Annotated in this window: 25 protein-coding genes, 1 tRNA gene and 1 pseudogene; 12 read left to right on the top strand and 15 right to left on the bottom strand. The window is 41.2% G+C overall.

Translation table 11 applies throughout. From position 1 onward, the window contains the following. Positions 1–114 precede the first annotated feature (114 nt). Positions 115–942 (top strand): EcsC family protein, encoded by an 828-nt coding sequence (locus tag CJ483_RS17755; protein ID WP_120036417.1) that lies wholly within the window; start codon positions 115–117, stop codon positions 940–942. A gap of 118 nt (positions 943–1,060) precedes the next feature. Here CJ483_RS17755 and CJ483_RS17750 read toward each other — a convergent pair whose 3' ends face one another. Beyond that, on the bottom strand, positions 1,061–1,747 hold the full coding sequence (locus CJ483_RS17750) for a TrkA C-terminal domain-containing protein (RefSeq protein ID WP_120036416.1): 687 nt from the start codon (positions 1,745–1,747) through the stop codon (positions 1,061–1,063). Positions 1,748–1,887: 140 nt separating this feature from the next. Then, a complete protein-coding gene (locus CJ483_RS17745) occupies positions 1,888–3,297 on the bottom strand; it encodes a SpoVR family protein (RefSeq protein WP_120036415.1) in 1,410 nt (469 codons plus the stop codon). A gap of 180 nt (positions 3,298–3,477) precedes the next feature. Here CJ483_RS17745 and CJ483_RS17740 point away from each other — a divergent pair, with 180 nt between their 5' ends. The 3 genes from CJ483_RS17740 (at position 3,478) to CJ483_RS17730 (ending at position 4,743) form a co-directional block, all read left to right on the top strand. Then, the gene (locus tag CJ483_RS17740; protein WP_041099076.1) at positions 3,478–3,696 is read left to right on the top strand and encodes a YhdB family protein; all 219 of its coding nucleotides are present in this window, start codon (positions 3,478–3,480) and stop codon (positions 3,694–3,696) included. Positions 3,697–3,854: 158 nt separating this feature from the next. Then, positions 3,855–4,271, top strand: coding sequence for a disulfide formation protein C (locus CJ483_RS17735; protein WP_120036414.1), 417 nt, complete (start codon positions 3,855–3,857; stop codon positions 4,269–4,271). A gap of 1 nt (position 4,272) precedes the next feature. After that, entirely contained in the window at positions 4,273–4,743 is a 471-nt protein-coding gene (locus CJ483_RS17730) for a thioredoxin family protein (RefSeq protein WP_120036413.1), read from the top strand. A 179-nt stretch (positions 4,744–4,922) separates the two neighbouring features. Here the strand turns inward: CJ483_RS17730 and CJ483_RS17725 are convergent, their stop codons facing one another. After that, complete coding sequence (locus CJ483_RS17725) at positions 4,923–5,324, bottom strand: DUF5365 family protein (protein ID WP_120036412.1); 402 nt, start codon at positions 5,322–5,324, stop codon at positions 4,923–4,925. A gap of 128 nt (positions 5,325–5,452) precedes the next feature. Here CJ483_RS17725 and CJ483_RS17720 point away from each other — a divergent pair, with 128 nt between their 5' ends. After that, a complete protein-coding gene (locus tag CJ483_RS17720) occupies positions 5,453–6,355 on the top strand; it encodes an RluA family pseudouridine synthase (protein ID WP_120036411.1) in 903 nt (300 codons plus the stop codon). A 37-nt stretch (positions 6,356–6,392) separates the two neighbouring features. Here the strand turns inward: CJ483_RS17720 and CJ483_RS17715 are convergent, their stop codons facing one another. After that, positions 6,393–7,247 carry an aldo/keto reductase gene (locus CJ483_RS17715; protein WP_120036410.1) on the bottom strand — a complete coding sequence of 285 codons (855 nt, stop codon included), beginning with the start codon at positions 7,245–7,247 and terminating at the stop codon, positions 6,393–6,395. 186 nt (positions 7,248–7,433) lie between these two features. On the opposite strand from CJ483_RS17715, the gene CJ483_RS17710 reads away from it, so the two are divergent. The 3 genes from CJ483_RS17710 (at position 7,434) to CJ483_RS17700 (ending at position 10,902) form a co-directional block, all read left to right on the top strand. Beyond that, positions 7,434–8,051, top strand: coding sequence for a DUF47 domain-containing protein (locus CJ483_RS17710; RefSeq protein ID WP_120036409.1), 618 nt, complete (start codon positions 7,434–7,436; stop codon positions 8,049–8,051). Positions 8,052–8,065: 14 nt separating this feature from the next. Beyond that, a complete protein-coding gene (locus tag CJ483_RS17705) occupies positions 8,066–9,064 on the top strand; it encodes an inorganic phosphate transporter (RefSeq protein ID WP_120036408.1) in 999 nt (332 codons plus the stop codon). A gap of 539 nt (positions 9,065–9,603) precedes the next feature. Continuing rightward, entirely contained in the window at positions 9,604–10,902 is a 1,299-nt protein-coding gene (locus tag CJ483_RS17700) for an NCS2 family permease (protein WP_120036407.1), read from the top strand. A 39-nt stretch (positions 10,903–10,941) separates the two neighbouring features. On the opposite strand, the gene CJ483_RS17695 is transcribed toward CJ483_RS17700, so the two are convergent. From CJ483_RS17695 to CJ483_RS17655, 9 genes and pseudogenes are all read right to left on the bottom strand, one after another. After that, a complete protein-coding gene (locus tag CJ483_RS17695; RefSeq protein WP_120036406.1) occupies positions 10,942–12,075 on the bottom strand; it encodes a zinc-dependent alcohol dehydrogenase in 1,134 nt (377 codons plus the stop codon). A 119-nt stretch (positions 12,076–12,194) separates the two neighbouring features. Further along, a complete protein-coding gene (locus CJ483_RS17690; RefSeq protein WP_120036405.1) occupies positions 12,195–12,323 on the bottom strand; it encodes a 3-methyladenine DNA glycosylase in 129 nt (42 codons plus the stop codon). A 118-nt stretch (positions 12,324–12,441) separates the two neighbouring features. Next, a pseudogene (gene yhbH / locus CJ483_RS17685) lies at positions 12,442–13,575 on the bottom strand (sporulation protein YhbH); the annotation flags it as partial. A gap of 113 nt (positions 13,576–13,688) precedes the next feature. Further along, positions 13,689–15,584: a PrkA family serine protein kinase gene (locus CJ483_RS17680; protein ID WP_120036403.1), complete on the bottom strand. Its 1,896-nt coding sequence runs from the start codon at positions 15,582–15,584 to the stop codon at positions 13,689–13,691. Between the two features lie 363 nt (positions 15,585–15,947). Continuing rightward, positions 15,948–16,424, bottom strand: a complete 477-nt coding sequence (trmL, locus tag CJ483_RS17675; RefSeq protein ID WP_182917172.1) for a tRNA (uridine(34)/cytosine(34)/5-carboxymethylaminomethyluridine(34)-2'-O)-methyltransferase TrmL — start codon at positions 16,422–16,424, stop codon at positions 15,948–15,950. Between the two features lie 54 nt (positions 16,425–16,478). Next, entirely contained in the window at positions 16,479–17,339 is an 861-nt protein-coding gene (locus CJ483_RS17670) for an amidase domain-containing protein (RefSeq protein WP_120036401.1), read from the bottom strand. Positions 17,340–17,399: 60 nt separating this feature from the next. Further along, the gene (queG, locus tag CJ483_RS17665) at positions 17,400–18,530 is read right to left on the bottom strand and encodes a tRNA epoxyqueuosine(34) reductase QueG (protein ID WP_120036400.1); all 1,131 of its coding nucleotides are present in this window, start codon (positions 18,528–18,530) and stop codon (positions 17,400–17,402) included. A gap of 112 nt (positions 18,531–18,642) precedes the next feature. Then, positions 18,643–18,713 (bottom strand) — tRNA-Gly (locus CJ483_RS17660). Between the two features lie 119 nt (positions 18,714–18,832). Beyond that, complete coding sequence (locus CJ483_RS17655; protein WP_120036399.1) at positions 18,833–19,378, bottom strand: DUF6241 domain-containing protein; 546 nt, start codon at positions 19,376–19,378, stop codon at positions 18,833–18,835. 303 nt (positions 19,379–19,681) lie between these two features. Between CJ483_RS17655 and CJ483_RS17650 the strand changes: the two genes are divergently transcribed. From CJ483_RS17650 to CJ483_RS17635, 4 genes are all read left to right on the top strand, one after another. Continuing rightward, positions 19,682–20,386 (top strand): response regulator transcription factor, encoded by a 705-nt coding sequence (locus CJ483_RS17650; protein ID WP_120036398.1) that lies wholly within the window; start codon positions 19,682–19,684, stop codon positions 20,384–20,386. After that, a complete protein-coding gene (locus CJ483_RS17645) occupies positions 20,383–21,384 on the top strand; it encodes a sensor histidine kinase (protein ID WP_120036397.1) in 1,002 nt (333 codons plus the stop codon). The genes CJ483_RS17650 and CJ483_RS17645 overlap by 4 nt, the downstream gene beginning before the upstream one ends. 84 nt (positions 21,385–21,468) lie before the next feature. After that, the gene (locus CJ483_RS17640; protein WP_120036396.1) at positions 21,469–22,233 is read left to right on the top strand and encodes an ABC transporter ATP-binding protein; all 765 of its coding nucleotides are present in this window, start codon (positions 21,469–21,471) and stop codon (positions 22,231–22,233) included. Next, the gene (locus tag CJ483_RS17635) at positions 22,208–24,100 is read left to right on the top strand and encodes an ABC transporter permease (RefSeq protein WP_120036395.1); all 1,893 of its coding nucleotides are present in this window, start codon (positions 22,208–22,210) and stop codon (positions 24,098–24,100) included. Before CJ483_RS17640 ends, CJ483_RS17635 begins: the two co-directional genes overlap by 26 nt. Positions 24,101–24,506: 406 nt before the next feature. Here the strand turns inward: CJ483_RS17635 and CJ483_RS17630 are convergent, their stop codons facing one another. Further along, positions 24,507–24,938: a general stress protein gene (locus CJ483_RS17630; RefSeq protein ID WP_120036394.1), complete on the bottom strand. Its 432-nt coding sequence runs from the start codon at positions 24,936–24,938 to the stop codon at positions 24,507–24,509. A gap of 553 nt (positions 24,939–25,491) precedes the next feature. After that, the gene (locus CJ483_RS17625) at positions 25,492–25,842 is read right to left on the bottom strand and encodes a DUF2200 domain-containing protein (protein ID WP_120036393.1); all 351 of its coding nucleotides are present in this window, start codon (positions 25,840–25,842) and stop codon (positions 25,492–25,494) included. Positions 25,843–25,935: the final 93 nt, after the last annotated feature.

The following is a 25,935-nucleotide window of genomic DNA, read 5'->3' as shown; positions in this document are numbered from 1 at the left end:
CAAAATACAAATAACAAGTAAATTCACCTTCTTATATTCGCAATCATCTGTTTATTGAAACCTTATACGTACCGTTGACGTACATTAATTAACATACCAAAAGGTGGGATAGCTATGGAAACGAAAGAACAATTATTAGCTGAGCTTGAATCAATCAATAAATGGGAACAAGAACAGAAGCACTTATGGATCTGGGATAAGATTGCCCGCCTTCCTTTTAAACTGCTCGATAAAGTTACCCCAAGGATCATCCAGGACAAAATCGCTCTGCTGCTTGATGAAATTGGCAGCTTTATTCAAACAGGCGGACAATATCTCGTCCAGGAAAAAACTGTTTTGAAGAGAGTGCAGGAGGCCCATCCCAAATTAACGATTGAATCAGTGGAGGATGTTGGGAGAGTGAACCTTCAAACGATGGATGCCATAGCCGAAGAATTAAAAAAATCCCGCGCCAACATGGCAACCGTCCAGGGAGCTTCAACCGGGATCGGCGGTCTATTCACTTTAGCTGTAGACATTCCTTTGCTTCTTGGCTTGTCCTTGAAAACCCTTCAAGAAATTGCCATTGCCTACGGTTATGATCCAAAGCAAAAGGCTGAGCGTATCTTTATTATTAAATGTTTACAATTTACTTCTTCAGACGTTGTTGGAAAAAAAGCCATTTTAACTGACTTGTCCGGCTTCTATGAAGGGCGGGGGCAAAGCCGGGAAATGATGTCACAGTTGCAAGGCTGGCGTGAAGTTGTCTATACATACCGAGATCAATTCGGCTGGAAGAAAATGATGCAGCTTATACCGGTAGCTGGAGTGATATTTGGGGCTTTTACAAACCGCTCGGCCGTTCTTGACGTGGCAGAAGCAGGCAGCATGCTATATAGAAAGCGGCGCATAATGGAGCGCCTGCAAGAAACCAATAAACAAGCTGAAGGCTCATGCGACTGAGCCTTCAGCTTGTTTATTTAAGACTATCTGCGTACAAAGGCGAAGGATGATGGAGAGGCCACAGGTAGCGGCCAATAAAAAAGCCAGCCTTTATTTACAATGAACAGCTTATTGCCTTCTAGTCTGAAGAGCTTTCAATTCTTTCATCTGCCTTCAGGAACTTCTTTTCTATTTGTTTTTTATTTCCATAAATGAACAACTGATCTCCCTCATGGATCTTTTCTTCATCCAGCTTATTGCGAATATTCACTTTGCCGCGTTTAATAAATAAAATGCTGATGTCTTCATCACGTTCCACGAGGTCTACTGCTTTCCGGTCGATGAATTCAGAATCTTTTTCAATGACCACATCCGTTACCAAATCATCCTCGTCTAAGTACAGCGCATCTTTAATAGGCAGCTCTGAGATTTCTAATTTTTTTTCCATTTCCCTGTTTAATTTCTTTTTCAGCCGCTCCTTAATAAAAGGGGTTTTCCCGATCATCAAAAGAATGAGCAGAATCACATTAATTATCGTCAATTCTTTTACACGCAAGTCATTTGATAGTATATTGGTGATGGAAGAAATTACCACAGCAAGTGAAAAAGCCCCAAATAAAATAAGAAACATACTCAGCCGCCTGCGAACTGGATGATCAAGGACCAACTGGGCTTCATCTGTAGTAAATCCGGTATTTGTGAGCATAGAGACCACCTGATAACGGGAAACTGCTGTTTCTAATCCAGTTAAATTAAATAAAGTAACAGAAATTTCTATAACAAAAGCGACAATTAAAAAATAGAGAACCATAAAAACTAATCCCATTATTTTCTGCTCTCCTTCCGGAAATTAGCTTCAAGAAATATTTCCCCTTCCGTTCGCAAATAAAACTAACATACGAACAACGGCTAAAAAATTTGGAATGAATAAAAAAACGAGTGGCCGGAAATCCGGACACCCGCTCGTTATAAATACTTACGCTGCACTTTGTGGCCACTAAAGGTAAAGAGAATTTCCCGGTCTTCCACCATTGTTTCCAAATGAACGGTTCTTCCCCATAACGTATATAGGTGCGGCAAAACTTTTTCTAAATACTTCAGGTCCAGCTCAATTCCTTCGTACCAATGTTTAATATACAGTTCTCCCGCTTTCATATAATCGCCGTCATTCACTGTCAAATAAGGAAATCCGCCGTTCACTCGCATGCTAACGAGTTGGTCGCGCACGTTTGTCCATTCTTTATCGATTATCTTATAATCTTTCCCTTTTTTCTGGAATAAATACATGTCTTCTCTTAAAACGAGCTCTTTCGTTAAATAATTGCGTAAGAACGAAATATCAGACTCAACTTCCCTGACTTCAAATATTTTTTCTCGTCCTGATCCTGCTTTAACTCCGTGGCGCTTCATTTCCTCCGTTGGGTTATTGTACCGTTCTTCAATATCTTCAAACATTTTCAGTCCTAAATAATAAGGATTGATCGACGTGCGCGACGGCTGGACGACACCCGCGTTTAGCTTAGCAAACTCAATTGCTTCTCCCGGTGTTAAATCAAGCTCACGCACGATACGTTGGTGCCAGTAAGAAGCCCAGCCCTCATTCATAATTTTCGTCTCTAACTGCGGCCAGAAATAAAGCATCTCCTCTCTTACCATTGTCATAATGTCACGCTGCCAGTCCTCAAGGTCTCGGCTATACTGTTCAATGAACAGCATGACATCTTTTTCCGGCCGGGGAGGAATTGTTTTCTTTGCTTTTTTCGGTGTAATTTCAAATGTGTTTGTCTCATCAAGCAGCCAAAGATCATCATAAGGCCCCTTCTTCTTCTCCTGCTCCACTTCTGGTTCGTCTGTTTGCCAGTAGAGCTGCCGTCTTAGAAGCGAAGGATCGATGTGCTCCTCAATGGCCAGCACAGCGTCCAAAAACTTTTCTACCGTTTCTTTGCCATGGTCCATTTCATATTGATGGATTCTGTCAGCTGTTGCAGCCATACTTTCCACCATATGTCGGTTCGTTTGCTGGAAACGGACATTATTCTTAAAGAAATCACAATGAGCCAATACGTGAGCTACAATCAGTTTGTTCTGAATTAAAGAATTCGTATCAAGCAAGAAGGCATAACATGGATTTGAATTAATTACGAGCTCGTATATTTTACTAAGACCAAGATCATATTGTAGTTTCATTTTGAAAAATTGTTTACCAAAACTCCAGTGAGAAAACCGGGTCGGCATGCCGTAGGCGCCAAACGTATAAATAATTTCCGCCGGGCAAATTTCATATCTCATCGGATAAAAATCAAGGCCGAATCCCGTGGCAATTTCAGTAATTTCATCAATGGCATACTGAAGGTCTTTCATTTCTGCCTCATTCATTTTCGCTTCCCCCTTTTGCCCTTTAACAAATACTTATGAAAAAAAGCAAAGGGTCATACCCTCTTTTCCGCCAAATCCTTATTCAATTTTTAAACGGGGGCTATGCCAGTATTTACAGAGAGAGTTTTTTGAGGAGGAACATATACTATAGATAGTTCCTCGAACAAGGGGGGATAAGAAATGGATTATACAGATTATGACCGTGTGCTGTACTATGTTCATCGTTCAGACTGGACAAATCTGCTCATATTGATGGTGCGGACAAAAGATCATTTACTGTCGAAGAAAATTGAACATTTTCTCCATGCCCGCTCATTCCCTAATTCTTATTCTGCTGTGGAAAAAACTTTTTATACATTATTCCACTATGTGGAACATGCCAACTCATTAAATGCCTAGAGGAATTCCACCAGTGATAAGCAGCTGGGAAGGTAAAAAAAAGCCTTTCCAGCTGCTCTTTCTCATGTCTCTTTGCACTTTTGGGACTGATTATTTTACTTTTTTCAGCTGATAATACTATAATCATCTAGAGAAATTTATATAGAAAAGGAGAATGTATGAAAAAAGAAAACCTGCTTTTTATCGCTTGGGGCGCTTCCTTTATTGCGATGCTCGGCAGCTTATATTTTTCGGAAGTGATGAAATATGAGCCTTGCGAGCTTTGCTGGTATCAGCGGATTCTTATGTATCCACTTGTTTTAATCCTGGGGCTTGCCATCATAAAAAAAGATATGGCTGCTGCCCGCTATTCCTTAACCCTTTCAGCTATCGGGGGCTGTATTTCTCTTTATCATTACGCTATTCAAAAAGTTGATTTTTTTACAAACAGTGCTCCAGCATGCGGAAGGGTACCGTGCACAGGAATGTACATTAACTGGTTTGGTTTTATTACTATCCCTTTTTTGGCACTTACAGCATTCATTATTATTTTTATAACCAGCCTCCTCGTTATTAAAGGAAAGGACGTTGCCTAGCATGAAAAAAATTATTATCTTTGCGGCTGTTATTTTAGTTATATTTGCAGCAATTGTTTTCCTCACCAAATATCAGCAAAATGAAGCGTCAAAGGACAATCCTTATGGTAAAAAAGAGCTTCATCCCGAAACGATTAAACAACTTGATGATCCAAACTACAGCAATCTTATCTTGCCGGATGAGTTGGACAAGAAGCTAGAGGACGGAGAAGACCTTTTTGTTTATTTTTATAGCCCAACCTGTCCTCATTGTCAGGCTACTACGCCGGTTCTTATGCCGCTTGCTAAAGAAAAGAATACTCATATCAATCAGTTTAATCTTCTTGAATTTGAAGATGGATGGGATCATTACCAGATTGAATCAACACCAACTCTTGTCTACTTTAAAAATGGTGTAGAGCAGGAGCGCCTCGTCGGCAGCCAGCCGAAAGAAACGCTTGAACAATTTTTGGATGCCCATAAAGAAAAATAAAAGAACTCCCCTGTCTCCAATGGCAGGGGCTTCTTTTATGATCGCTTGTTAATTATGATTTTAAAACAGAGGCTCTGTTAAAGGGGAATAGGGTTTTTCAACAAAAAATCGGAGCAGAAATCAACAATTAGGGATAGCCGAGCCCTAATAAAAAAAAGCCTTCTGGTTGCACAGAAGGCTTACATCAAGTATGTGTTGGACGGGGTAAGAGAAGTTAAATAGGGGATCAGACTTCTTTTATTGGTAAAATGACTGAGAAAGAAAGGAAAACTAATATCAAACGCTTCTAAAATCGCTGTGTTTCTTTCAAACATTTCCTGATAGTGCGAGGGCAGACTAGCAGGATCGTCTGTTTCAAGGATAGATAAAATTGTTTGAAGACTAGAGATCACTTGAAAAGCATCCTGGAGAGTTCCAAAAAGCTTAAAGTGACTATCTGTCAATTCCAATATTCCAAATTCATACATGATTCTCAGTTCTTCTTCTTCAAAGAAGCGGGGGAAAACTTCCTCCTTTAATTGCCAAATTAATTCATTAATTTTTTCTTCCTGCTCGGTAGTGGAGGCAATAATTACTTTCAAAAAAACACCTTCCCTGCTATATCCTAATTAATGATCTGATAGATAGTTCAAGAATAACATATAACCTCATTTAATAACGTTGGTAATTTTGTGAAATGGGGTAAGATAACCTAAAGGTGGGAACCATTTTGTATAAGACAAAGCGCAAAGGTACTATTTACGAAATTAGCATTCCTTTGGAGTGGGAAGGGGAAACCGCTTATTCTATTTTTAAAGAAAAGTGGAAGCTGCCAAAAAAACTGATTCATCAATGGAGAATGGATCAAGCCATCACATTAAATGGAAAAACAGCTGATTGGCAAGCTGCTCTCAAGGAGAATGATGCCTTGCAGATTCCGCTATTCCTTTCCTCCACAGAAAGCCCTGTTCCTTCGTTCTTTGACATGGATATTTTATATGAGGACGACCATTTGCTCGTTGTGAATAAGCCAGCTGGAATGAAAACTCACCCTAATCAGGAGGAAGAGACCAACTCTTTACTCAATGCAGTTGCTTATCATGTCCAATTATCCGGAGAGTGTGGTTTTATCCGCCATGTTCATCGTTTGGATGAACAGACGAGCGGTGTCGTTCTATTTGCCAAGCATGAAGCAGCCTATACGGTTCTCTCCCACCTTCTGCAAGATCGACTTATTAAACGAACTTACGTCGCTGCCGTTCACGGCATCATGCAAAAAAATAAAGGAACGATCAACAAGCCGGTCGGAAGAGATAGACATCATCCCACGAGGAGACGCATCTCATCATCGGGCCAATCTGCTCTCACTTATTTTCGTGTGCTGCAGAGAAATAAAAGCCGCAAGCTCTCTATTGTAGAATGTCAGCTTGCGACTGGACGAACTCATCAAATTCGCGTTCACTTTTCTGCCAGCGGTCACCCTCTTGTCGGAGACCGTCTATACGGAGGAGAGCCACTCGTAAAAAGACAAGCTCTTCATGCGGCTAAAATCGAAATTCCTCATCCGTTCATCGGTGAAACAATCGTTTGCCAGTCAACTGTTCCAGATGACATTCGCTCTCTCTTCACTTAAATTGGCTGAACGGTCGCTGGGCGAGCGCCTTGCGCTTTTAATTTGCAAAGCCATTTTCAAATTGGTCGGGGTCGGGACCGATTCTTTCTCCTTTGTTTAAGGCGTTGATATTTTTCATGTCTTCAAGGGAAAGTTGAAAATCAAAAAGTTCACTGTTTTCTTTCATTCGTTCAGGATGAATGGATTTTGGAATAACGACTGTGCCATTTTGCAGGTGCCAGCGTAGAATAATTTGTGAAACTGACTTGTTGTGTTTTTTCGCTATGTGGTTCAGTGTCGGTTCGTTAGCCAGCCTATTGCGAGCGATTGGCGACCATGCCTCTACCATAATGTTTTTTTCCTGGCAGTACTTTCTCACTTTTTCCTGAGTCAAGTATGGATGATTCTCAATCTGATTAATGGCCGGCACCTCGTTGCAGACAGCAAGCAACCCTTCCAGATGGTGGACTTGGAAGTTGCAGACACCGATCGCTTTAACGGCTCCTTCGCTGTATAACTGCTCGAGTGCCCGCCATGTTTCCCGGTACTTCTCTTTTGATTTTCCAGGCCAGTGAATTAAATATAAATCCAGATAATTCGTTTGCAGTTTATTTAATGAGGTGTCAAATGCTTTTAGGGTTTCATCATATCCCTGATCACTGTTCCACACTTTTGTAGTAAGGAACACTTCTTCACGGTTCACGCCGCTTTCTTTTATAGCCTGGCCAACAATCTGTTCATTTTCATAGATAGCTGCCGTGTCGATGAGACGATATCCCATGCGCAGGGCCGACTGAATGGCAAAGTTCGCCTCTGCCTCATCCGTCATTTTATAGACACCGAGTCCTACTTGAGGGATCACCAGTCCATTGTTCAAAGTTAGCGTGCCTTGGAGATTTTCAACAACTTTCATTTTTATTCCTCCTTTCAGATTTACTTGTATTTTACCGTCAAATAAAAGCAGAATCGACCATTTAGCTGGGGAAAGCCGTTTAAACAAATAATTTTTCTGCCTTTTTCGACAAACTCTTTTTTCTTGGGCTTTATTCAAGTAAAATAGTGCTGTTAGCCATTTTTTATAATTAGGAGGCTTTTCGAATTGTTTAAACACAAAAAGGATAAATTCACTATCTTGCTTAATTCAATTGCAGTCAATTTGAAGGAAAGTGCCGATTACTTTGCTGACTACAAACTAAAGAACGCCAGCGATTTAAAAATCTTTTACAACGAGATGAAAACGTTCGAAACCAAAGGCGACGAATTAATTCACGAGGTTATTAAGGAATTGAACCAGTCGTTTATCACACCGATCGAGCGGGAAGACATTTTAGCGCTTGCGATGAGCATGGATGATGTCCTTGACGGTCTTGAAGAAACAGCAGCGATGTTTGAAATGTACTCGATTATTAACGTCGATGAATATATGCTGAAATTTGTTGAAGCCATTCGCGGTTGTTCAGTTGAAATTGAACGGGCCGTTGACTTGCTTGAGACGAAAAAGCTACTGCCAATCCGTGAGCATGTCATTAAAATTAAAGATTACGAAACAGCTTGTGATGGCATAAGACGCCAATCCATTAAACATCTGTTCGCCACAGAGAAAGACCCAATTCAACTCATTAAGCTAAAAGAAATTTATGAGAGCTTAGAACAAATTGCTGATTTCTGTCAGGATGTGGCCAATACTCTCGAAACCATCATTATGAAAAACGCTTAAGGAGCGCCCTATTTATGGATTCTCTACTCATTGTTACAGTATTAATCGTTGTCTGCGCTTTATCATTTGATTTTATTAACGGCTTCCATGATACGGCAAATGCTATTGCTACCTCCGTCTCCACGAAGGCTCTTAAGCCCCGCCATGCTATTATACTGGCAGCTTCTATGAACTTTCTTGGGGCCATGACATTCACTGGAGTAGCGAAGACCATCACAAAGGATATTGTTGATCCATTTATGCTTGAAAATGGTTCGACCGTTATTTTAGCGGCTTTAATTTCTGCTATCCTTTGGAATTTACTTACATGGTATTACGGAATTCCGAGCAGTTCCTCTCATGCCTTGATTGGTTCTATTGCTGGGGCGGCGATTGCCGCTGCCGGTGTGGGAATTTTGAATTACAGTGGCTTCTTAAAAATTATTGAAGCACTGATTCTTTCGCCAATTATTGCTTTTATTGGCGGCTTTATCGTATACAGCATATTCAAAGTGGTGTTTAAGGACAATAACTTACCGAAAACAAACCGCCGGTTCCGCCACTTTCAAATTTTTACGGCTGCCTTGCAATCATACACACATGGTACGAACGATGCCCAAAAAGCGATGGGGATTATTACAATGGCACTGATCGCTAACAACTTCCAGTCGACAACGGATATTCAGTTTTGGGTACAGTTTTCCTGTGCGGCTGCCATGGGAATTGGGACTTCTATAGGTGGCTGGAAGATCATTAAAACGGTTGGCGGAAAAATTATGAAGATTCGTCCAGTTAATGGTGTTGCGGCCGACTTAACATCCGCAGCTATCATTTTCGGTGCTACATTTATCCATTTGCCAGTCAGTACTACTCATGTCATTTCTTCTTCCATTTTAGGGGTAGGCGCTTCACATCGGATTCGCGGTGTTAAATGGGGAACGGCCCAGCGCATGTTAATTACGTGGGTGATCACATTGCCAATATCGGCTACAATTGCCGCTTTAACCTACTTCATTCTTGATTTATTCCTATAAAAAGCTGTTCCGCTATGGCGGGACAGCTTTTTAAAATACATATTTTCTTAAAATATTTAAAAATAGAACGAAGGCAATAACAAACATGAGAATGATGAGTATCTTTTCCTGCTTGCTTCCAGGCATTTTATCTCCTCCTTCTAAAAAGTGATTTCTTCCTTTTGATTAGTCTCTGTGATACTTAATGGTTGATTTTCACTGCAGGCGGACGCTTCCTGCTACAATCAACGATAAAAAAACATCCTTCTTTAACAGAGCCTTTTATTAAAAGCCCGCTAGCCAGTATAACCATTCGTTCACTTGCACCTTCATCTTAACCGCGTATTCTTTTTGCCTCAATAGAAACTTTGGATATCTTGCTTTTTCGCTACCATAATAAGAAATAGCTCTCCATTCACGCACTAGTTTCACCAATACTGAACAACATGGCTTGTTCGTGATCAAAAGATCACTCTTTTTTATTTTCCTATTGCATCTACTCAACAAAACGAATATTATATTAAGTGTGATTTTTAATGTTCGTATTTTGGAGGTTTCCAATGTTTAAATTAAAGGAAAATGGAACAAATACAAAAAAAGAAGTAATCGCTGGTCTGACTACATTCCTAACAATGGTATACGTTGTTGTGGTGAATCCAATTATCCTACAGGATGCAGGTGTACCATTTGATCAAGTATTTACAGCCACGATTATTGCTACTGTCATCGGAACATTATGGATGGCTCTCATGGCCAATTATCCGATTGCGATTGCCCCGGGAATGGGTATGAACGCATATTTTGCTTATTCTGTTGTCGGTTCTCACGGAGACATTACTTATTCGACAGCTTTTGCTGCTGTTTTCGTCGCCGGTCTTATTTTTATTGCCTTATCCTTGACTCCTTTCCGAGAAAAATTAATTATTGCTATTCCAGATAATCTTAAGCATGGAATTACAGCGGGAATCGGGTTATTTATCGCCTTTATTGGGCTTCGCCAAACTGGTATTATCGCTGATCATCCGACAAATTTAGTAGCGCTGGGCGATCTCCATAGCCCTGGAGCATTGTTAGCCTTGGCAGGGCTCGCCATTACTATTGTACTGATGGTTATGAGAGTAAATGGGGCCTTGTTTATTGGGATGCTTATTACGAGTGTGATTGCTTATTTCACCGGTCAATTAGAAATTACTAAGGTTGTCTCCGCTCCTTCTCTTCCAGAGGGGCTGCTGATTTCTAACCCGTTCACTGCTATTGGAGATGTGATTCAGCATAACTTATATGCTGTCGTCTTCTCCTTCCTATTAGTAACTATTTTTGATACAACAGGGACCATGATTGCTGTGGCTCAGCAGGCTGGCTTGATGAAAGGCAAAACTATGCCACGAGCGCGCCAGGCCCTTCTCGCTGATTCTATTGCGGCTACTGCCGGCTCTATCTTTGGAACAAGCCCGACAAGTGCCTATATAGAATCTTCAACTGGGGTCGCTGCTGGCGGACGTACTGGGCTTACGACTGTTGTTGTTTCTGGATTGTTTGTGCTTGCTGCTTTCTTTGGGCCGCTCGTCAGTGCGGTATCCGGCTTGCCGGCTATCACAGCTCCTGCTCTGATTATCGTTGGCTGCTTAATGATGGAAAGTGTCGCCAAGATTACTTGGAATGAGCTTGATGAAGCATTTCCAGCATTTTTAATTATTCTTAGCATGCCATTAACGTCTAGTATTGCAACAGGTATTGCTCTCGGTTTCATTTCCTACCCGCTATTGAAAGTGGTTCGCGGAAAATTCCGTGAAGTGCATCCACTCGTTTATGTGTTTGCTGTTCTGTTCTTTTACCAGCTTGCCTTTTTGCCTCACTAAACTTTTGAAAAGAAGAAGCCGGATTCGGCTTCTTCTTTTTTAAGGTTTTAATACAACTTTTACACATTCGTCCTCATGATCATTAAAAATTTTATAAGCCTGTGACGCTTGGTCTAACGGCATAATATGCGTAATAATTTCCGTCGGATTAATTTCACTTGCTGTAATTTTTTCAAATAGCTCCGGCATGTAATGGATAACCGGTGCCTGGCCCATTTTCAATGTGACGTTTCTCTCAAAGAAATTGCCGAGCGGAAACATATTGTACATAAGCCCGTATACTCCAGTTAACTGAACGGTGCCAAACTTTCTTACGGCATCTTTAGCGATATTGATCGCACTTAATGTACCACCTTGCAGCTTTAATTTTTGTTCGATTTTTTCAATCGCTGATTTTTTCCCATCCATTCCTACACAGTCGATAACGATATCTGCTCCTCCGTTTGTCAGCTCTTTAATGTGGTGACCCATTTCCGGATATTCGGAGAAATTATACGCCTCTACATTGTTCATTTTTTGAGCAAGCTGCAGACGATAAGGCAAATAGTCAACAGCGATAACCCGCTTGGCTCCTTTCATCCACGCAAACTTTTGCGTCATTAATCCAATGGGGCCACTCCCAAGAACGACAACCGTATCCCCTGGCTTCATGCCTGAGTGTTCCACGCTCCAATAGGCTGTTGGCAACACGTCCGACATGAATAATAAAGCCTCGTCCTCCAGTTCACAAGATTCAGGAACAACAAACGGCATAAAGTTTCCGAATGGCACTCGCAGATATTCTGCCTGGCCTCCGGGATGATTGCCGTATTGTTCTGTATAACCGAAGTATCCTCCCGTATCCTTATGAGGATTGGAATTGTCACATTGACTTTCCATGTCATGCTGGCAATAGAAACAGTGGCCGCATGAGACATTAAACGGCAGAACGACTCGGTCTCCTTTTTTTACTTTCGTTACATCTGGCCCCACTTCTTCGACAATTCCCATTGGCTCATGCCCGATAATATAGCCCGGACGCAGCGGCATATTGCCTTGATAAAGATGAAGGTCCGATCCGCAAATAGCTGTGGAGGTGATGCGAACAATCACATCGTCCCTTTTTTGCAAAACAGGATCTTCTACTTCTTTTACTTGCACATCTTTTGCTCCCTGGTAAGTAACAGCTTTCATATGGCTCCTCCTTATGATAGACTCCTTCGTCTTATACCCATAATTAACTCTTCTTAAAATATTGATCAAATAAATAAGCACATATTGAGAAAATCCTCAATATGTGCTGATCTCTTTTTTTATGAATCAGAATGCGTCGGCTTATCCACTTCTCGCTGTGGCTCGATATCTTCACCGCGCCTTCTTTTTTCTTTTTGCTCAATTGACAGATTTTCCTGCTCTTGTTGCTTGCCAGTCTCTTTACTCATTTTCTATTCGCTCCTTTACTTGTCTGATATCTTTATTTATTTCCTGTTCAAGCCAAACTAAACAAAAAAGTACCTTATTGAAAGCATGGATCTTTTCAATAAGGTACTTTTTTCTATTCTTCTTTTCCAAAAAACTTTTCATCGCATAAAATACATCCGCTTTTTGCCTCAAGATATAATGTCTAAACTTATTATCTTTAATATTTTTATACGAATTCATGAGCGTGCTATTTCGGTTGTACTGGTTCACCTCTCCGTAGCCGAACATATTCGATTTTTCCATCAGCTCGTCAACCAGCTTTACACACCGCAGATTGTCAGATGATAAATTATCCCCGTCTGAAAAGTGGAAGGGGTAAATATTGTAGCGGGAAGGGTCATATTTCTCTTCGATAAGTTCTAAAGCCATTCGATAAGCAGATGAACAAATCGTCCCCCCGCTCTCTCCTTTAGAAAAGAAATGCTCTTCGCTGACTACTTTGGCTTCTGTATGATGAGCAATAAATTCAATATCAACGGTTTCGTACTTTGTCCGCAAAAAGCGAACCATCCAGAAAAAGAAGCTTCTGGCCATATATTTTTCCCAGACCCCCATCGATCCGCTTGTGTCCATCATTGCAAGGATCACGGCTTTTGATTCTGGCTTTTCCACTTCTGTCCACGTTCTGAATTTTAAATCCTCGGGTAAAATAGGATGGAATTTCGCTTCTCCAGTTAAAGCGTTGCGCTTATAAGCTGATAGCAATGTTTTCTTCTTATCCACATTGCCCATTAACCCTGTTTTGCGTATATCATTATATTCCACGTCTTCCACTGTGAAAGGCGCCTGTTCTTTTTGCTTCAGATTGGGAAGTGCCAGCTCGCTGAAGAATGCTTTTTCTAAGTCCATAAACGACACTTCTGCTTCGTAGTAATCTTCTCCAGCTTGATCGCCGGGACCGCTTCCTTTTCCAGCTCCCTCAGCAGGGCTGCCATCGCGAGCGATAACATCGCCTACTTGGCTATCGCCGTCCCCCTGCCCGACATGCTTATTTTTATCATAGTTATATCTAATTTTATATTCTTCTATGGAACGAATAGGGATTTTGATGACTTCATTGCCGTTTGACATGATGATACTCTCTTCTGTAACTAAATCCGGCAAGTTCTTTTTTATGGCATCCTGTACTTTTTGCTTATGCCGCTCTTGATCGTCATACCCTTTGCGGTGAAGAGACCAATTTTCACGGGATACGTGATGATGCTCACTCATCTCCTATCATCTCTCCTTTCCTTAGTTTTATCGTATGCATGCAGGCGGAAAGTTGTACGAAGTATATAGTTGAAAAGGAAAAAAGAGGGCGGCCAAAACGGCTGCCTCTTCTTCTATCTGTTCAGCAGGCTGCCCACATAACGAAGCAGTTCATTGGCTGATACAGAATTATAGCCATGATCATCAATTAAACGAGCCACTACCTCATTGATTTTTTTCAACTGCTGTTCATCCGGCGTTTTCGTTGAAGTTGTAATTTTCACGATATCTTTTAAGTCGGCGAACAGTTTCTTCTGGATGGCCTCACGCAGGCGGTCATGAGAATGATAGTCAAACCTCTTTCCTTTTCGAGCGTAAGCCGAAATTCTAATTAAAATCTCTTCTCTAAACGCTTTCTTGGCATTTTCAGAAATACCAATCTGCTCTTCAATCGAACGCATAAGCTTTTCATCCGGATTGATTTCTTCCCCGGTGAGCGGATCGCGCATTTTTGACTTATTACAATACGCTTCTACGTTATCCAAATAATTATCCATCAACGTCTTCGCTGATTCTTCATATGAGTAAACAAACGCTTTTTGCACTTCCTTCTTGGCAATGTTGTCATATTCTTTCCGTGCGACAGAAATAAAGTTCAAGTATTTTTCTCGTTGTTCGTTTGAAATCGACGGATGCTGATCAAGTCCCTCTTTCAGGGAGCGGAGAACATCAAGCGCGTTAATGGAAGATACTTCTTTACGGATGATCGTAGATGAAATACGATTAATCACATAGCGTGGGTCAATGCCGCTCATTCCTTCATCCTGGTACTCCTTCTTTAACTGATCGACATCTGCTGAATTGTACCCTTCCACATTTTCGCCATCATATAATCTCATCTTTTTAACAAGGTCAATATCGCCGCGTTTCGGCTCCTTCAAACGAGTCAAAATAGTAAACATGGCTGCTACTTTTAACGTATGCGGAGCGATATGAACATCAGACACATCACTTTCGCGAATCATTTTCTCATAAATCTTTTCCTCTTCTGACAACTTTAGATTGTACGGAATCGGCATGACAATAATCCGTGAATGAAGGGCTTCATTCTTTTTATTAGAAATAAACGACCGATACTCCGTCTCATTTGTGTGGGCAACAATTAATTCATCTGCGGAAATCAAGGCAAATCTTCCCGCCTTAAAGTTCCCTTCCTGTGTAAGAGACAATAAATGCCACAAGAATTTTTCATCACATTTCAGCATCTCCTGAAACTCCATCAATCCACGGTTCGCTTTATTCAACTCTCCATCAAAACGGTAGGCGCGCGGGTCAGACTCAGATCCGTATTCAGCAATCGTAGAGAAGTCAATGCTGCCCGTTAGATCAGCGATATCCTGAGACTTCGGATCAGAGGGGCTGAATGTTCCGACCCCAACCCGTTTATCTTCAGAGAAAAAGATTCTTTCCACCAGTACGTCTTCAATCCGGCCATTGTATTCTTCCTGTAGCCTCATCATGTTTAATGGCGATAAATTCCCTTCAATTCGAACACCATACTCCTTATGAAAATCTTCCCGCAAATGAGCAGGTATTAAATGGAGCGGATCCTCATGCATCGGACATCCTTTAATCGCGTATACAGCCCCTCTTTCTGTTCTTGAATAAGCCTCCATTCCTTTTTTCAATATGGCAACAAGCGTTGATTTCCCTCCACTAACCGGTCCCATCAACAACAAAATCCGTTTGCGGACATCCAATCGTTTTGCTGCAGGGTGGAAATACTCCTCAACGAGGCGTTCTAGCGCTTCTTCCAGTCCGTATAGCTCCGTGCTGAAGAAACTATATTTCTTAGAGCCATTCTCTGTCTCTATCCCTTTGTCTTTGATCATATGGTAAATTCTAGAATGAGCTGACTGAGCCACCCAAGGCTTTTGTTTAACGATATCCAAATATTCCGCAAAAGTGCCTTCCCACTTTAACTTTTCTTCCTGTTCACGGTATTGTTCGACTTTTTTTAAGATATCCATATAGACCTCCCGCTTTTGCGTAATTAGAGAACGATTAATAAATCCTATGCCCGTACAGCCTCTAACATGCTAATGAAAAGCGGAATCATTGATTGTCCGTAATTTGCAATAAGTTAGCGTTTTCTTTACAAATGCTTTCAGCTATAATAAAAATAGTGTGCAGGAAAAGACTTCTTAAGAAAGGGGTACGTAAAATGAATTTCATACTCATTTTAGCTGTGATTATTGCCTTCCTTTCCGCAATTTTTACTGCTGGATATGAAGATAAGCCAGGTACAAAATAATTTAAAAAAGCGAAGGCATCGTCAAAAGAACGTCACTTTCTTCACAAAAAAAGCACTGCAGTCAGGCTGCAGTGCTTTTTTATTTTAATTTCAGGAAGCTCTGCTGGCGCAATGCTTCATAAACTAAAATGGCGGCTGTATTAGATAGATTCAAGGATCTTACATTTTCATTCATTGGAATGCGCAGGCACCGCTCTTTATTTTCATTAATAGTCTCTTTTGGCAAGCCTGTCGTTTCTCTTCCAAAAATAAAGAAATGCTCTTTGTCACGATTGCTATAATCAAAATCGGCGTAGTTATTCTCGCCAAATTTGGTTAAATAATAATATTCTCCATCGGCATTCTTCTCATAAAATTCCTCGAGGGAATCATAATACACCACTTTTACAAACTGCCAGTAATCCAGGCCGGCACGGCGCAACATTTTATCATCCGTTGAGAAGCCAAGCGGACGGATTAAATGAAGCACTGTATCTGTAGCTGCGCAAGTTCTAGCAATATTTCCGGTATTGGCCGGGATCTCGGGCTGGTAAAGTACTACGTTAATAGACAAAATTATTCACCTCATATTTATGCTGTAACCTATTTATTATATCACTAGTAAAAAAACTTAAGAAGAATCATCTTTAATTTGAAAAAACTTATACTGAATACCGGGAGTATAGGCGGTAGAATCTTCATAACTCCAATAGCGCATGCGGCTGTTTGTTGTGTGGGCATTAACGAGCGGCATGTCACGGCGGTCTTTTGCTGTGACAATCGTCGAATGGTCAAAGCGGCCGTCTCCTTGAAAGTCATAACAAATTACATCACCAGGCTGCAGCATTTTCGGTTCACTCACCTCTTGCGCGCGTATCCCGCTCTTGGAGGAGGACAAAAACCAGCGGAAAGCATGAGCAACTGTCCAGCTGTAGCTCCAATTATTACTTGTCATCCACCAGCCTCGGCTTCTATCTGGGTAACCCGTCATCGGCGCTCCGCCTGCATGCAAGCATTGGGAAATATAATTGGTACAATCCACATTAAATTTTCGATAAGCTGGATTATAACTATTCCACCATCGCTCCGCATATTGAACGGCTTTAAGACGGTCATAATGAAAGGCTCGTCTCTCTTCCAAGACCTCCGGGAAGTCAGCCACTCCCTTTTCTTCCCCTAAAAAAACAAGCGGGAGTTTTGTTTCCTTATCTTCTATCAGCTTTTGATTTTCTATGCGGGCAGCTCTCTCCTCGACTTCTTCCTCTAAATAAATATAGCTGTCCTGCTTAATTAAATATTTAAAATGAACGAGATAACGTGTCCATTCTCCCTCATTGGAAAGTATCTTGCCAAAAGCTTTAGCTTTAAGAATTTTACTCCCCCTTGACTCTAGTTGCTGCTGCTTTCTTAGCAACTTCTCCTCGTCACTCACTTTGCCATCCACGAGAGACTGCAAACGCCGCTCGATTTCCTGTCGAAGCTCTTCACACATGAAAAGATCCTCCTGAACGATTCGTTTTTCTATATCTATTCAGGCTAGTCTCTGTTCATGTTAATTCATTGAAGAGATTCCTTTCTCGATTTCAGCAATAACTTCATCATCCTTTTCGTTTGTTCTTGCTGAAATGAGCGCTTCTCTAGCCCCCTCACCACCAATTTTTGCGATTGCCCAAGCAGCGGTTCCTCTTAATACCGGACGGACATCTGAGTGTAGCACCTCAATTAAGGAAGGCAAAGCCTCTTCTTCTTTAAAATGAGCCAATGCAATAATAGCATTGCGCTGAATAGGCTTCTTTCCTCTCCAAGAGCCAGACATAGAGCCAAATCTTTGCTTAAACTCCTTGTTACTCATGTTGACTAGCGGCTTAAGAAGCGGCTTTACCGCCTCTGGTTCTGGCTCCATTTCCTTATGGAAATGAAAGTCGATCCCTCTATTTTCTGGACAAACCGTTTGACAAGTGTCACAGCCATATAGACGGTTCCCAAGCTTTTCACGAAACTCTACAGGCATGAAGTCCTTCGTTTGTGTTAAAAATGCAATACAGCGTTTAGCATTTAACTGTCCTCCTTGTACGAGGGCGCCCGTTGGACAAGCATCTAAACATTTCGTACATGTGCCGCAGCGATTTTCGATCGGCTTATCTGGCTCAAATGGCAAGTTAGTAATCATTTCTCCTAAATAAACATAGGAACCAAATTCAGGTGTAATAATAGAGCTATTCTTGCCGCTCCAGCCAATCCCCGCACGCTCAGCCACCGCTCTGTCTGACAGCTCTCCTGTGTCCACCATTGAACGAAAGCGAGCGTCGGGAACTTTAGCCGCGATAAATGCTTCTAATTTGCCTAACCGGTCGCGAAGGATCGTGTGATAATCCTCTCCCCAGGAAGCCCGGCAGAAGATGCCCCTTCTCTCTCCTTTCTTTCCTTTCACAGACTCTTTCATTTTAGAAGGATAGGCTAACGCAATGGCAATAAGCGACCTTGGCTGATCAAAAATTAAAGAAGGGTCCACCCGCTTGTTAATGTCCTTTTCTTCAAAACCTGACTGATAATCCAATGCTTGTTGACGCACTAGACGATCTTTCAGCTCAGTGAAGGGAGCTGCTGAGGCGAAACCAATCTTATCTATACCGATTTCCCGGCTATATTCAATAATTTCTTTCTTTAAAACAGCATAATCCATTCCTACTCCTCCTTTCAGAGAAAGCATTTTCCAGCAAGCGTTCATATACATTAAAAAACGCAACATCTTATCCAGCAAGGAATAAAACATTGCGTTAATAACAATATGAGAGAGCGGGTGATGGGAATCGAACCCACGACATCAGCTTGGAAGGCTGAGGTTTTACCATTAAACTACACCCGCAAGTAAGGAGTTCAATTTATAACATGTGTTTTATTATATATAAAAATATTGTCGAATTCAAGAGGATTTTCATTATTTCCATATAAAAGCAAGGATATTCACTTCCCTTTATTTTATTCTTACCTGAAATTCCTCTCGATAAACTGCTTCTCCTGTTTTTCTGTCATCAGGTCGTAAGCAATGCCAACGGTTCCTCCCTGCGCCTCCCATAAAGCATTGTGATCTTTATCTGCTTTATCAAAATTTCCAGTCTCCCACCTATTTAATATTTCGAGAAAAAATTCCTTTGATTTAAAATTATTTGCTAAAACGTGTTGCTTCAGTTTCGCAATATTTTCTGGAGTCATCTCGATCGCTCCCCATTTTTCATCTGACACCACTTTTTGATGAGTCATTTTATGCATAAGATCAGTCACTTGCGGCTCATTGCCATCATTCAATGTCGGTAAAGTCTCTCTTATGTCCCCTTCAATATTAATTTGTTTTTCAACAAATTCATCCGTCTGTTTTTTAGTCTCCTTCTCTGTCTCTGCCTCTTGCTTTTTACGAAGATGGTTTTCTTCTGCTGGTACACTAACTCCTATTACAGATAAAGCAATTAACCCACATACAAGAGAAATAACAGCTACAGAAATAAAAACCATTGTAAATTTTTTAAAGTCCATTTTATCACCTAACATAAATTATTATGATGGATTCGCAATGCTCTCGTTTACATCTGAATCACTCTTGATAGATTTGTTATTAATAGAAGAGATTGATAGTTTTAGATTACCATAATTGTCATATAGTTGAAATGAATATTGGTGGATGAATATCTCAAACACTTAAAGCTACCTGTCTTATCTCCTTATTACTGCGCATCCAATTACCCTCCATGGCTTTTATTTGCATGCATCCACTTCATGCTATAATCAATTTTGTAAGCAGTCGCAAAAGAACACTTCGCCTGTTGAAGGAGGAATCCAATGGAAAAAATTATGATTATTGAAGATGATCCAAAGATTGCTGGACATTTAAAAGTATTTATTGAAAAGTATGGGCTGCAAAGCGTAGTAATAGAGGATTTTGATCATGTCATGGATCTATTTCATAAAGAGAAGCCTGATCTCGTCTTGCTGGACATTAATTTGCCTAAATTCGATGGCTATTATTGGTGTCGGCAAATCCGTCTTGTTTCTATTTGTCCTATTATTTTTATCTCGGCCCGAACGGGGGAAATGGATCAGGTCATGGCTTTGGAAAATGGCGGGGATGACTTTATTACAAAGCCGTTTCATGCCGATGTCGTTATGGCCAAAGTCCGCAGCCAGCTTCGTCGGGCTTACGGCGCCTATTCCTCCAACCACCAGGAACAGGTCATTGAGTTAGATGGACTGAAGCTTTATCCAGAGCGATTTGAATTGCACTTTGCCAATCAGGAGATACGCCTGACAAAAAAAGAAACAGATATTCTTGAAAGCTTAATGGATCGTTATCCACGTGTAGCGGGGAGGGAAGATTTACTGGAAAAGCTATGGGATGAGCAAACTTGTGTGGATGAAAATACATTGAATGTAAATGTTACTCGTGTGCGTAAAAAACTGCAGGAACTCGGTATTGAACAATCCATCGAAACCGTGCGCGGTGCTGGCTATCGACTGAATGTAACATGGGGGCCGGCAAGAGCATGAGGTTATTTTTTCGTGAACATTTACTGTTGATTTCTTTTCAACTCGTCCAATTTTTCGTTTTTTTTCTTATTTTTTGGCTCGACGGCTATCATCACATTTCTGTTTTTCTATATGCCGTTTTTATTGGACTATTTTTGCTAGCCAGTTATTTATTCTATCATTACATAAGCCGGCGTTCATTTTATAAAAGACTAGAGAACGGCCTTTCATCCCCTGATGAATCATTAGAGAAAACCGGCGCTGCTCCGACTGCTGTTGCCCTTCATGCACTGTTAAAGTCACAATATCAGCTTTATATGACGGCTCTGCAGCGAGCTGAAAAGCGACAGGAAGAGCACCTGGAATTTATCGATCGATGGGTGCATCAGATAAAAACACCTCTTTCGGTTATTGAACTGACCGCACAAAACCTTGACGAACCTGAATCTTCGAACATTCGTGAAGAGACAGAACGAATGCGCCATAGCTTGAATACAGTTCTTTACAATGCCCGTCTGCGAACTATTGAACAAGATTTTCAAATCAAGCCCGTCTTGCTCGCCAAAACGGTACAAGCAGTCAACACAGAAAATAAGCGCTTTTATATCCGCAATCGGGTCTATCCTCGTTTTAAGGAGCAGCATCCTGGCATTACTGTTGAATCAGATGAAAAATGGCTATTTTTTATCCTTGACCAGCTTGTGCAAAACGCAGTGAAATATTCGGCAGGCAGAAGCTCTTCTATCGACATTACAATTTATGAAAGAGACGGGTCAGCCATATTGGAAGTGAAAGACTGGGGGATCGGCATCCCTCCGGAAGATCGAAGACGAATTTTCCACAAATTTTTTACCGGTTCTAACGGCCGCAAATACCGCGAATCAACAGGGATGGGACTCTATCTTGTTAACGAGGTATGCCATTACCTTGGACATCAACTTGAAGTGGAAACGGAAGTCAACGAGGGATCGATTTTCCGCATTGTGTTCAGCCCTTCGCAAAACCTTACATCGATGTAAGAAAAGTGAAAGAAAGTTCGATAGCTCCCTTCCGGCCTGATGCGCTACACTGGCATCAGTACAAAAGCGAGAGGAGAAATAAGTATGCTTGAGGTGAAAAGAGTCGGAAAAGTTTATGAAGGAAAAGTCGCCTACCGTGCTCTAACCGATATTGATTTGTCTATAGGAGATGGAGAGTTTGTCGCCATTATGGGGCCATCGGGAAGTGGAAAGACAACATTACTGAACATGGTAGCAACCATTGATGAACCGACAACTGGAGAAATTACAATTGATGGACAGAATCCTCATCGGCTAAAGAAAAATGATTTGGCTAAGTTCCGCCGCAGAGAGCTTGGTTTTGTCTTTCAAGACTTCAACCTTCTTCACACACTGACGGTTGAAGAAAATATCGTTCTGCCGCTCACGCTTGATGGAAGAAGCGTCAAAGAAATGAAAGACAAAGCAAGAGCTGTAGCTGAAAAGCTGGGCATTGCTGGAATTATGAAAAAGCGCACCTTCGAAATTTCGGGAGGTCAAGCACAGCGGGCAGCTGTTGCCCGGGCGATCATTCATAATCCAAAGCTGTTACTTGCTGACGAACCAACCGGAAACCTTGATTCTAAAGCCTCTAAAGACGTAATGGAGCTGTTGTCTGCTTTAAACAAAAAAGACAGAATGACTACACTCCTTGTGACGCATGAGGCGCAGGCAGCAAGCTATGCTGACCGTGTCGTCTTCATCCGTGACGGTAAGCTTTATTCCGAGATTTACCGTGGAGACAGCCAAAAAGGCTTCTTCCAGCAAATTATCGACACACTTTCCTTGCTTGGGGGGAACGACCATGACTTTTCGTCAGTTCGCGTTTAATAACGTCCTCCGCAACAAGCGGCTATATGCTGCATATTTTCTGAGCAGCTTGTTTACCGTTATGGTTTTCTTTACATTTGCGATCTTTGCCTTTCATCCGTCATTTCAGGGTAGCGACATGAACAAACATGCGATGTTTGCGCTGACCGTGGCCGGCGGCATTATTTACGTATTTTCTTTCTTTTTTGTTTTGTATTCCATGAGTGCTTTCTTACAGTCTCGAAAGAAAGAATTTGGTTTGCTGATGATGCAGGGAATGAGCACCCGGCAAATCCGGCTGATGGTTTTCATGGAAAACATGTTGATTGGACTGTTCGCTACCATTAGCGGCATTCTGCTCGGGCTTGTCTTTGCTAAGCTCATTCTGCTATTGGCCGAAAATGTTCTTATTCTTGAGGAGAACCTTCATTTCTACTGGCCATTCATGGCAATGATTGTCACATTTATTTCGTTTATTATACTGTTTTTGTTTATTTCATTTTTTGTTTCCTTTATCTTGCGCACTCATAAGCTCGTTGACCTGATTAAAGGAGACAAGAAGCCGAAAGATGAACCAAAAGCTTCTATTTTTCTTTCTGTCCTGGCGGTACTTTTGCTGCTTGGCGGGTATGGAACAGCGCTTTATGTGAAAGGAATGGAAGTTATTGTAGTGATGGTGCCTGTTGTCGTTGTTGTTATCATCGGCACTTACCTGCTGTTCAGCCAGTTAAACGTCTTTATTATTCGCCGACTGAAACGCAACGAGGCGCTCTTCTGGCGCAATACAAACATGGTCTTATTTTCAGACCTGTCTTTTCGTATGAAAGACAATGCACGTGCCTTTTTTATAGTCGCTATTATCTCTACTGTTGCCTTCAGTGCGATTGGCACTTTGTACGGGACGCATTCCTATTTGACGAAAGGCATCGTCCAGGCAAATCCATTTACGTACAGTTACCAACCTTATGAGAAGACAAAGAACATGGAGAAAGATGTACAATACGCTCAAAGCGCCATCAAGCGGAATGGCATTGATGCAGAGCGGCTAGACATAACAAAAATCTACGTTCCATTTAACGGCAAGCCTAATGGCATACTCGTTTTAAACGCTGCCGATTATAATAAAGCAGCACAACTGCTTGACAAACCACAGCTTGATCTTAAAGAAAAAGAAGCTGTCGTGGCTAAGAAGAGCATTGCTAGCCTCGACCAAAGTAATCAAGATGACAGCCTGCTAAAACAGGCTATCACGCTCGCTAACGGGGAAGAAATCAAACCAAGTCAGCTGATTGATGCAGATGCCTATCCAAACTTTGAGAATTACTATATTGTGAGCGACAAGATATACAATCAGCTGCCGAAACCTGTAAAAGTTGAGCAGAATGTCGTCTGGCACGCATCAAACAAAAACACTTCAGAACAATTGCGAAAAACAGGAGAAGTGTTACAAGAGCATTATGAACCTGGAACATTCTTCTCAACCGATTTTATTATCTATCAAATTGAAAAAGGCTATGGTCCGATTCTCTTTATTGGATTGTTTATCGGGATTGTCTTTTTCGTATCAGCTGGAAGCTTTCTCTATTTCCGTCTCTTTACCGATCTGTCTGAAGACAAAGTAAAGTTCCAAGCCATTGCTAAAATGGGATTAACCGTACCTGAAATGAAAAAGATCGTAAATCGTCAAACAGCCTTGCTGTTCTTTGCACCAATGGCTGTCGCGCTCATCCACGGTGCTGTGGCTCTAACCTCCCTTTCACGGATGTTTAGCTACAATCTAATCACAGAATCAGCCATGGTACTCACAAGCTTTCTCGCTATTCAAATCATTTATTATCTGGTTGTCCGCTTCTTTTACGTTAAACAAATTAAAGAAGCCATCGAATAATCTTAAAACTGGAGCAGCCTAGCGGTTGCTCCTGCTTCTTTCTCTGTCCTATACTTTTTAGTGTAAAAACATTCTCTGCTATTAAAGTTTTTTCTCAAAAAAGGACTGGTCTTTGTAGCCAGTCCTGACTGTAAAAATTTCAGTCCAATCAGACGCCAGGTGCTGCCTCACGTCTAATATATAGTATGAAGCTTCAAAGACAAGCGTTACTCCATTTATTAAATTTAACACCGACCTTCATATGTACGCAAAACGTTTACCTTTAGTATGATACTGAATAGGGTGTGGTCTTAAAGTTCTTAACTCACAGTTCAAAACAAATAAAAAAACGTCCTCCTACAACTTGTAGAAAGACGTTTTAAATGTTGATATTCCTTCATTCTTTTAAGCATCCTTTATTTCAGAATTATTCTGCGACGACAATGAGAATTTTCCCTTTTCTCACATCCTCTTCATATCGGCGAGCTTCTCCTTCATCCAATCCAATCTCCTGCAAGGCCCCGATTAAACCGCCGTTTTTAGCAGCAGCACCAGATACAGCCCCACCCAGGGTTAATAATAACGGACCTGCCGCTATTATTGGACCAATACCCGGAACTGCTAGAGCACTTATTCCTACGAAAAAACTAGCCAGCCCGATGATTCCGCCAGCCGTTGCTCCTGCAATAATTCCTTCCGTTTCATTAGGTTTCACTTGGTCACTATTCGATTCTAACCCTTCGATATTTTTTGCAACAATAGAGATTTGCTCAAAATTGTAGCCCTTTCTCTGTAAATCCTCTACCGCTGCTTGTGCTTGTTTTTCAGTTTCATAAACACCTATGATTCGTTTTTCCATGAGTGACTATCTCCTTTACATGATGTACTAATTAAATTCCCTCTCAGGAAAATTTCAATCATGCAAACTTCTAGAAAATGATCAGCAATTTCCAGCTCAGCAATTCTAGAGAGGATCAGCTAATCGGTTGGTCTCTGTCAGAAAGTCACAGCTAGTAAACAGTCTAACTCGTATTACGCAATATAATCCTGTTATCCCTTTCCTTCTTATTATCTGCACTAATAATTGTGTTAGGCTGGCGGTCGTAACAGTCGGATAAAATAGGACGCATTTTCGCTGCATTTACATGCTCCATAGCGAATTTCTTCTTACTTATAGGACGTTTTCAAACAGCTGCTACTTACCCCAACTCATAATCCGCAGGTTTTGCAGGCACCTAATTTCTAATTTTCTTTGGGGATGGTTGGAGGGATGGCAGTAAAATAAAACAGCCGACTTTATTTAGTCGACTGTTTACATGCAGCTTTTATGAAGGTTAATTTTGAAATTCTTTGTTCCATCATCCGCCCGATAATTTAAGATAACCGCTTTTGGATAAATAGAATGTTAATTATTATTTCCGCAAAATCTTCTCCATTGCTTTTCCCTTTGCTAATTCATCGATCAGCTTATCCAAATAGCGAATTTCCTGCATAGTTGGTTCTTCTATATCTTCCACTCGGACACCGCAGATCACACCTTTGATCAAAGCCCGGGAAGGATTCAGTTGGGGAGCTTCCGCAAAAAAGGTCTCAAAGTCTGTCTGTTTTTCCAGTTGCGATTCTAACTCTTCCTGACTATACCCTGTCAACCAACGGATGATTTCATCGACTTCTGTTTTCGTACGTCCTTTTTTCTCCGCCTTCGCAACATAATGGGGATAGACACTTGCAACACTCATTGCATAGATCTTATGTTTGGTCATGATAAGTCCTCCCTTAATTATTCCGTAAAATGGCACGTTTATTGATAAATACTCCCTCTTAAATAAGTTTAACATATACGCTAATGAGAGATA

Source organism: Bacillus sp. PK3_68 (assembly GCF_003600835.1).
Classification (GTDB): domain Bacteria; phylum Bacillota; class Bacilli; order Bacillales; family Domibacillaceae; genus Pseudobacillus.
The sequence above is the reverse complement of the archived record's forward strand: the minus strand, read 5'-3'. Positions and strand labels throughout refer to the sequence as shown.

Excerpts from the sequence above, each read along its gene's own strand:
- CJ483_RS17755 (WP_120036417.1), top strand. The coding sequence starts at position 115 with ATGGAAACGAAAGAACAATTATTAGCTGAGCTTGAATCAATCAATAAA.
- CJ483_RS17750 (WP_120036416.1), bottom strand. The coding sequence starts at position 1,747 with ATGGGATTAGTTTTTATGGTTCTCTATTTTTTAATTGTCGCTTTTGTT.
- CJ483_RS17745 (WP_120036415.1), bottom strand. The coding sequence starts at position 3,297 with ATGAATGAGGCAGAAATGAAAGACCTTCAGTATGCCATTGATGAAATT.
- CJ483_RS17740 (WP_041099076.1), top strand. The coding sequence starts at position 3,478 with ATGGATTATACAGATTATGACCGTGTGCTGTACTATGTTCATCGTTCA.
- CJ483_RS17735 (WP_120036414.1), top strand. The coding sequence starts at position 3,855 with ATGAAAAAAGAAAACCTGCTTTTTATCGCTTGGGGCGCTTCCTTTATT.
- CJ483_RS17730 (WP_120036413.1), top strand. The coding sequence starts at position 4,273 with ATGAAAAAAATTATTATCTTTGCGGCTGTTATTTTAGTTATATTTGCA.
- CJ483_RS17715 (WP_120036410.1), bottom strand. The coding sequence starts at position 7,247 with ATGAAAGTTGTTGAAAATCTCCAAGGCACGCTAACTTTGAACAATGGA.
- CJ483_RS17705 (WP_120036408.1), top strand. The coding sequence starts at position 8,066 with ATGGATTCTCTACTCATTGTTACAGTATTAATCGTTGTCTGCGCTTTA.
- CJ483_RS17700 (WP_120036407.1), top strand. The coding sequence starts at position 9,604 with ATGTTTAAATTAAAGGAAAATGGAACAAATACAAAAAAAGAAGTAATC.
- CJ483_RS17695 (WP_120036406.1), bottom strand. The coding sequence starts at position 12,075 with ATGAAAGCTGTTACTTACCAGGGAGCAAAAGATGTGCAAGTAAAAGAA.
- CJ483_RS17690 (WP_120036405.1), bottom strand. The coding sequence starts at position 12,323 with ATGAGTAAAGAGACTGGCAAGCAACAAGAGCAGGAAAATCTGTCAATT.
- CJ483_RS17680 (WP_120036403.1), bottom strand. The coding sequence starts at position 15,584 with ATGGATATCTTAAAAAAAGTCGAACAATACCGTGAACAGGAAGAAAAG.
- CJ483_RS17670 (WP_120036401.1), bottom strand. The coding sequence starts at position 17,339 with ATGTGTGAAGAGCTTCGACAGGAAATCGAGCGGCGTTTGCAGTCTCTC.
- queG (WP_120036400.1), bottom strand. The coding sequence starts at position 18,530 with ATGGATTATGCTGTTTTAAAGAAAGAAATTATTGAATATAGCCGGGAA.
- CJ483_RS17655 (WP_120036399.1), bottom strand. The coding sequence starts at position 19,378 with ATGGACTTTAAAAAATTTACAATGGTTTTTATTTCTGTAGCTGTTATT.
- CJ483_RS17650 (WP_120036398.1), top strand. The coding sequence starts at position 19,682 with ATGGAAAAAATTATGATTATTGAAGATGATCCAAAGATTGCTGGACAT.
- CJ483_RS17645 (WP_120036397.1), top strand. The coding sequence starts at position 20,383 with ATGAGGTTATTTTTTCGTGAACATTTACTGTTGATTTCTTTTCAACTC.
- CJ483_RS17640 (WP_120036396.1), top strand. The coding sequence starts at position 21,469 with ATGCTTGAGGTGAAAAGAGTCGGAAAAGTTTATGAAGGAAAAGTCGCC.
- CJ483_RS17635 (WP_120036395.1), top strand. The coding sequence starts at position 22,208 with ATGACTTTTCGTCAGTTCGCGTTTAATAACGTCCTCCGCAACAAGCGG.
- CJ483_RS17630 (WP_120036394.1), bottom strand. The coding sequence starts at position 24,938 with ATGGAAAAACGAATCATAGGTGTTTATGAAACTGAAAAACAAGCACAA.
- CJ483_RS17625 (WP_120036393.1), bottom strand. The coding sequence starts at position 25,842 with ATGACCAAACATAAGATCTATGCAATGAGTGTTGCAAGTGTCTATCCC.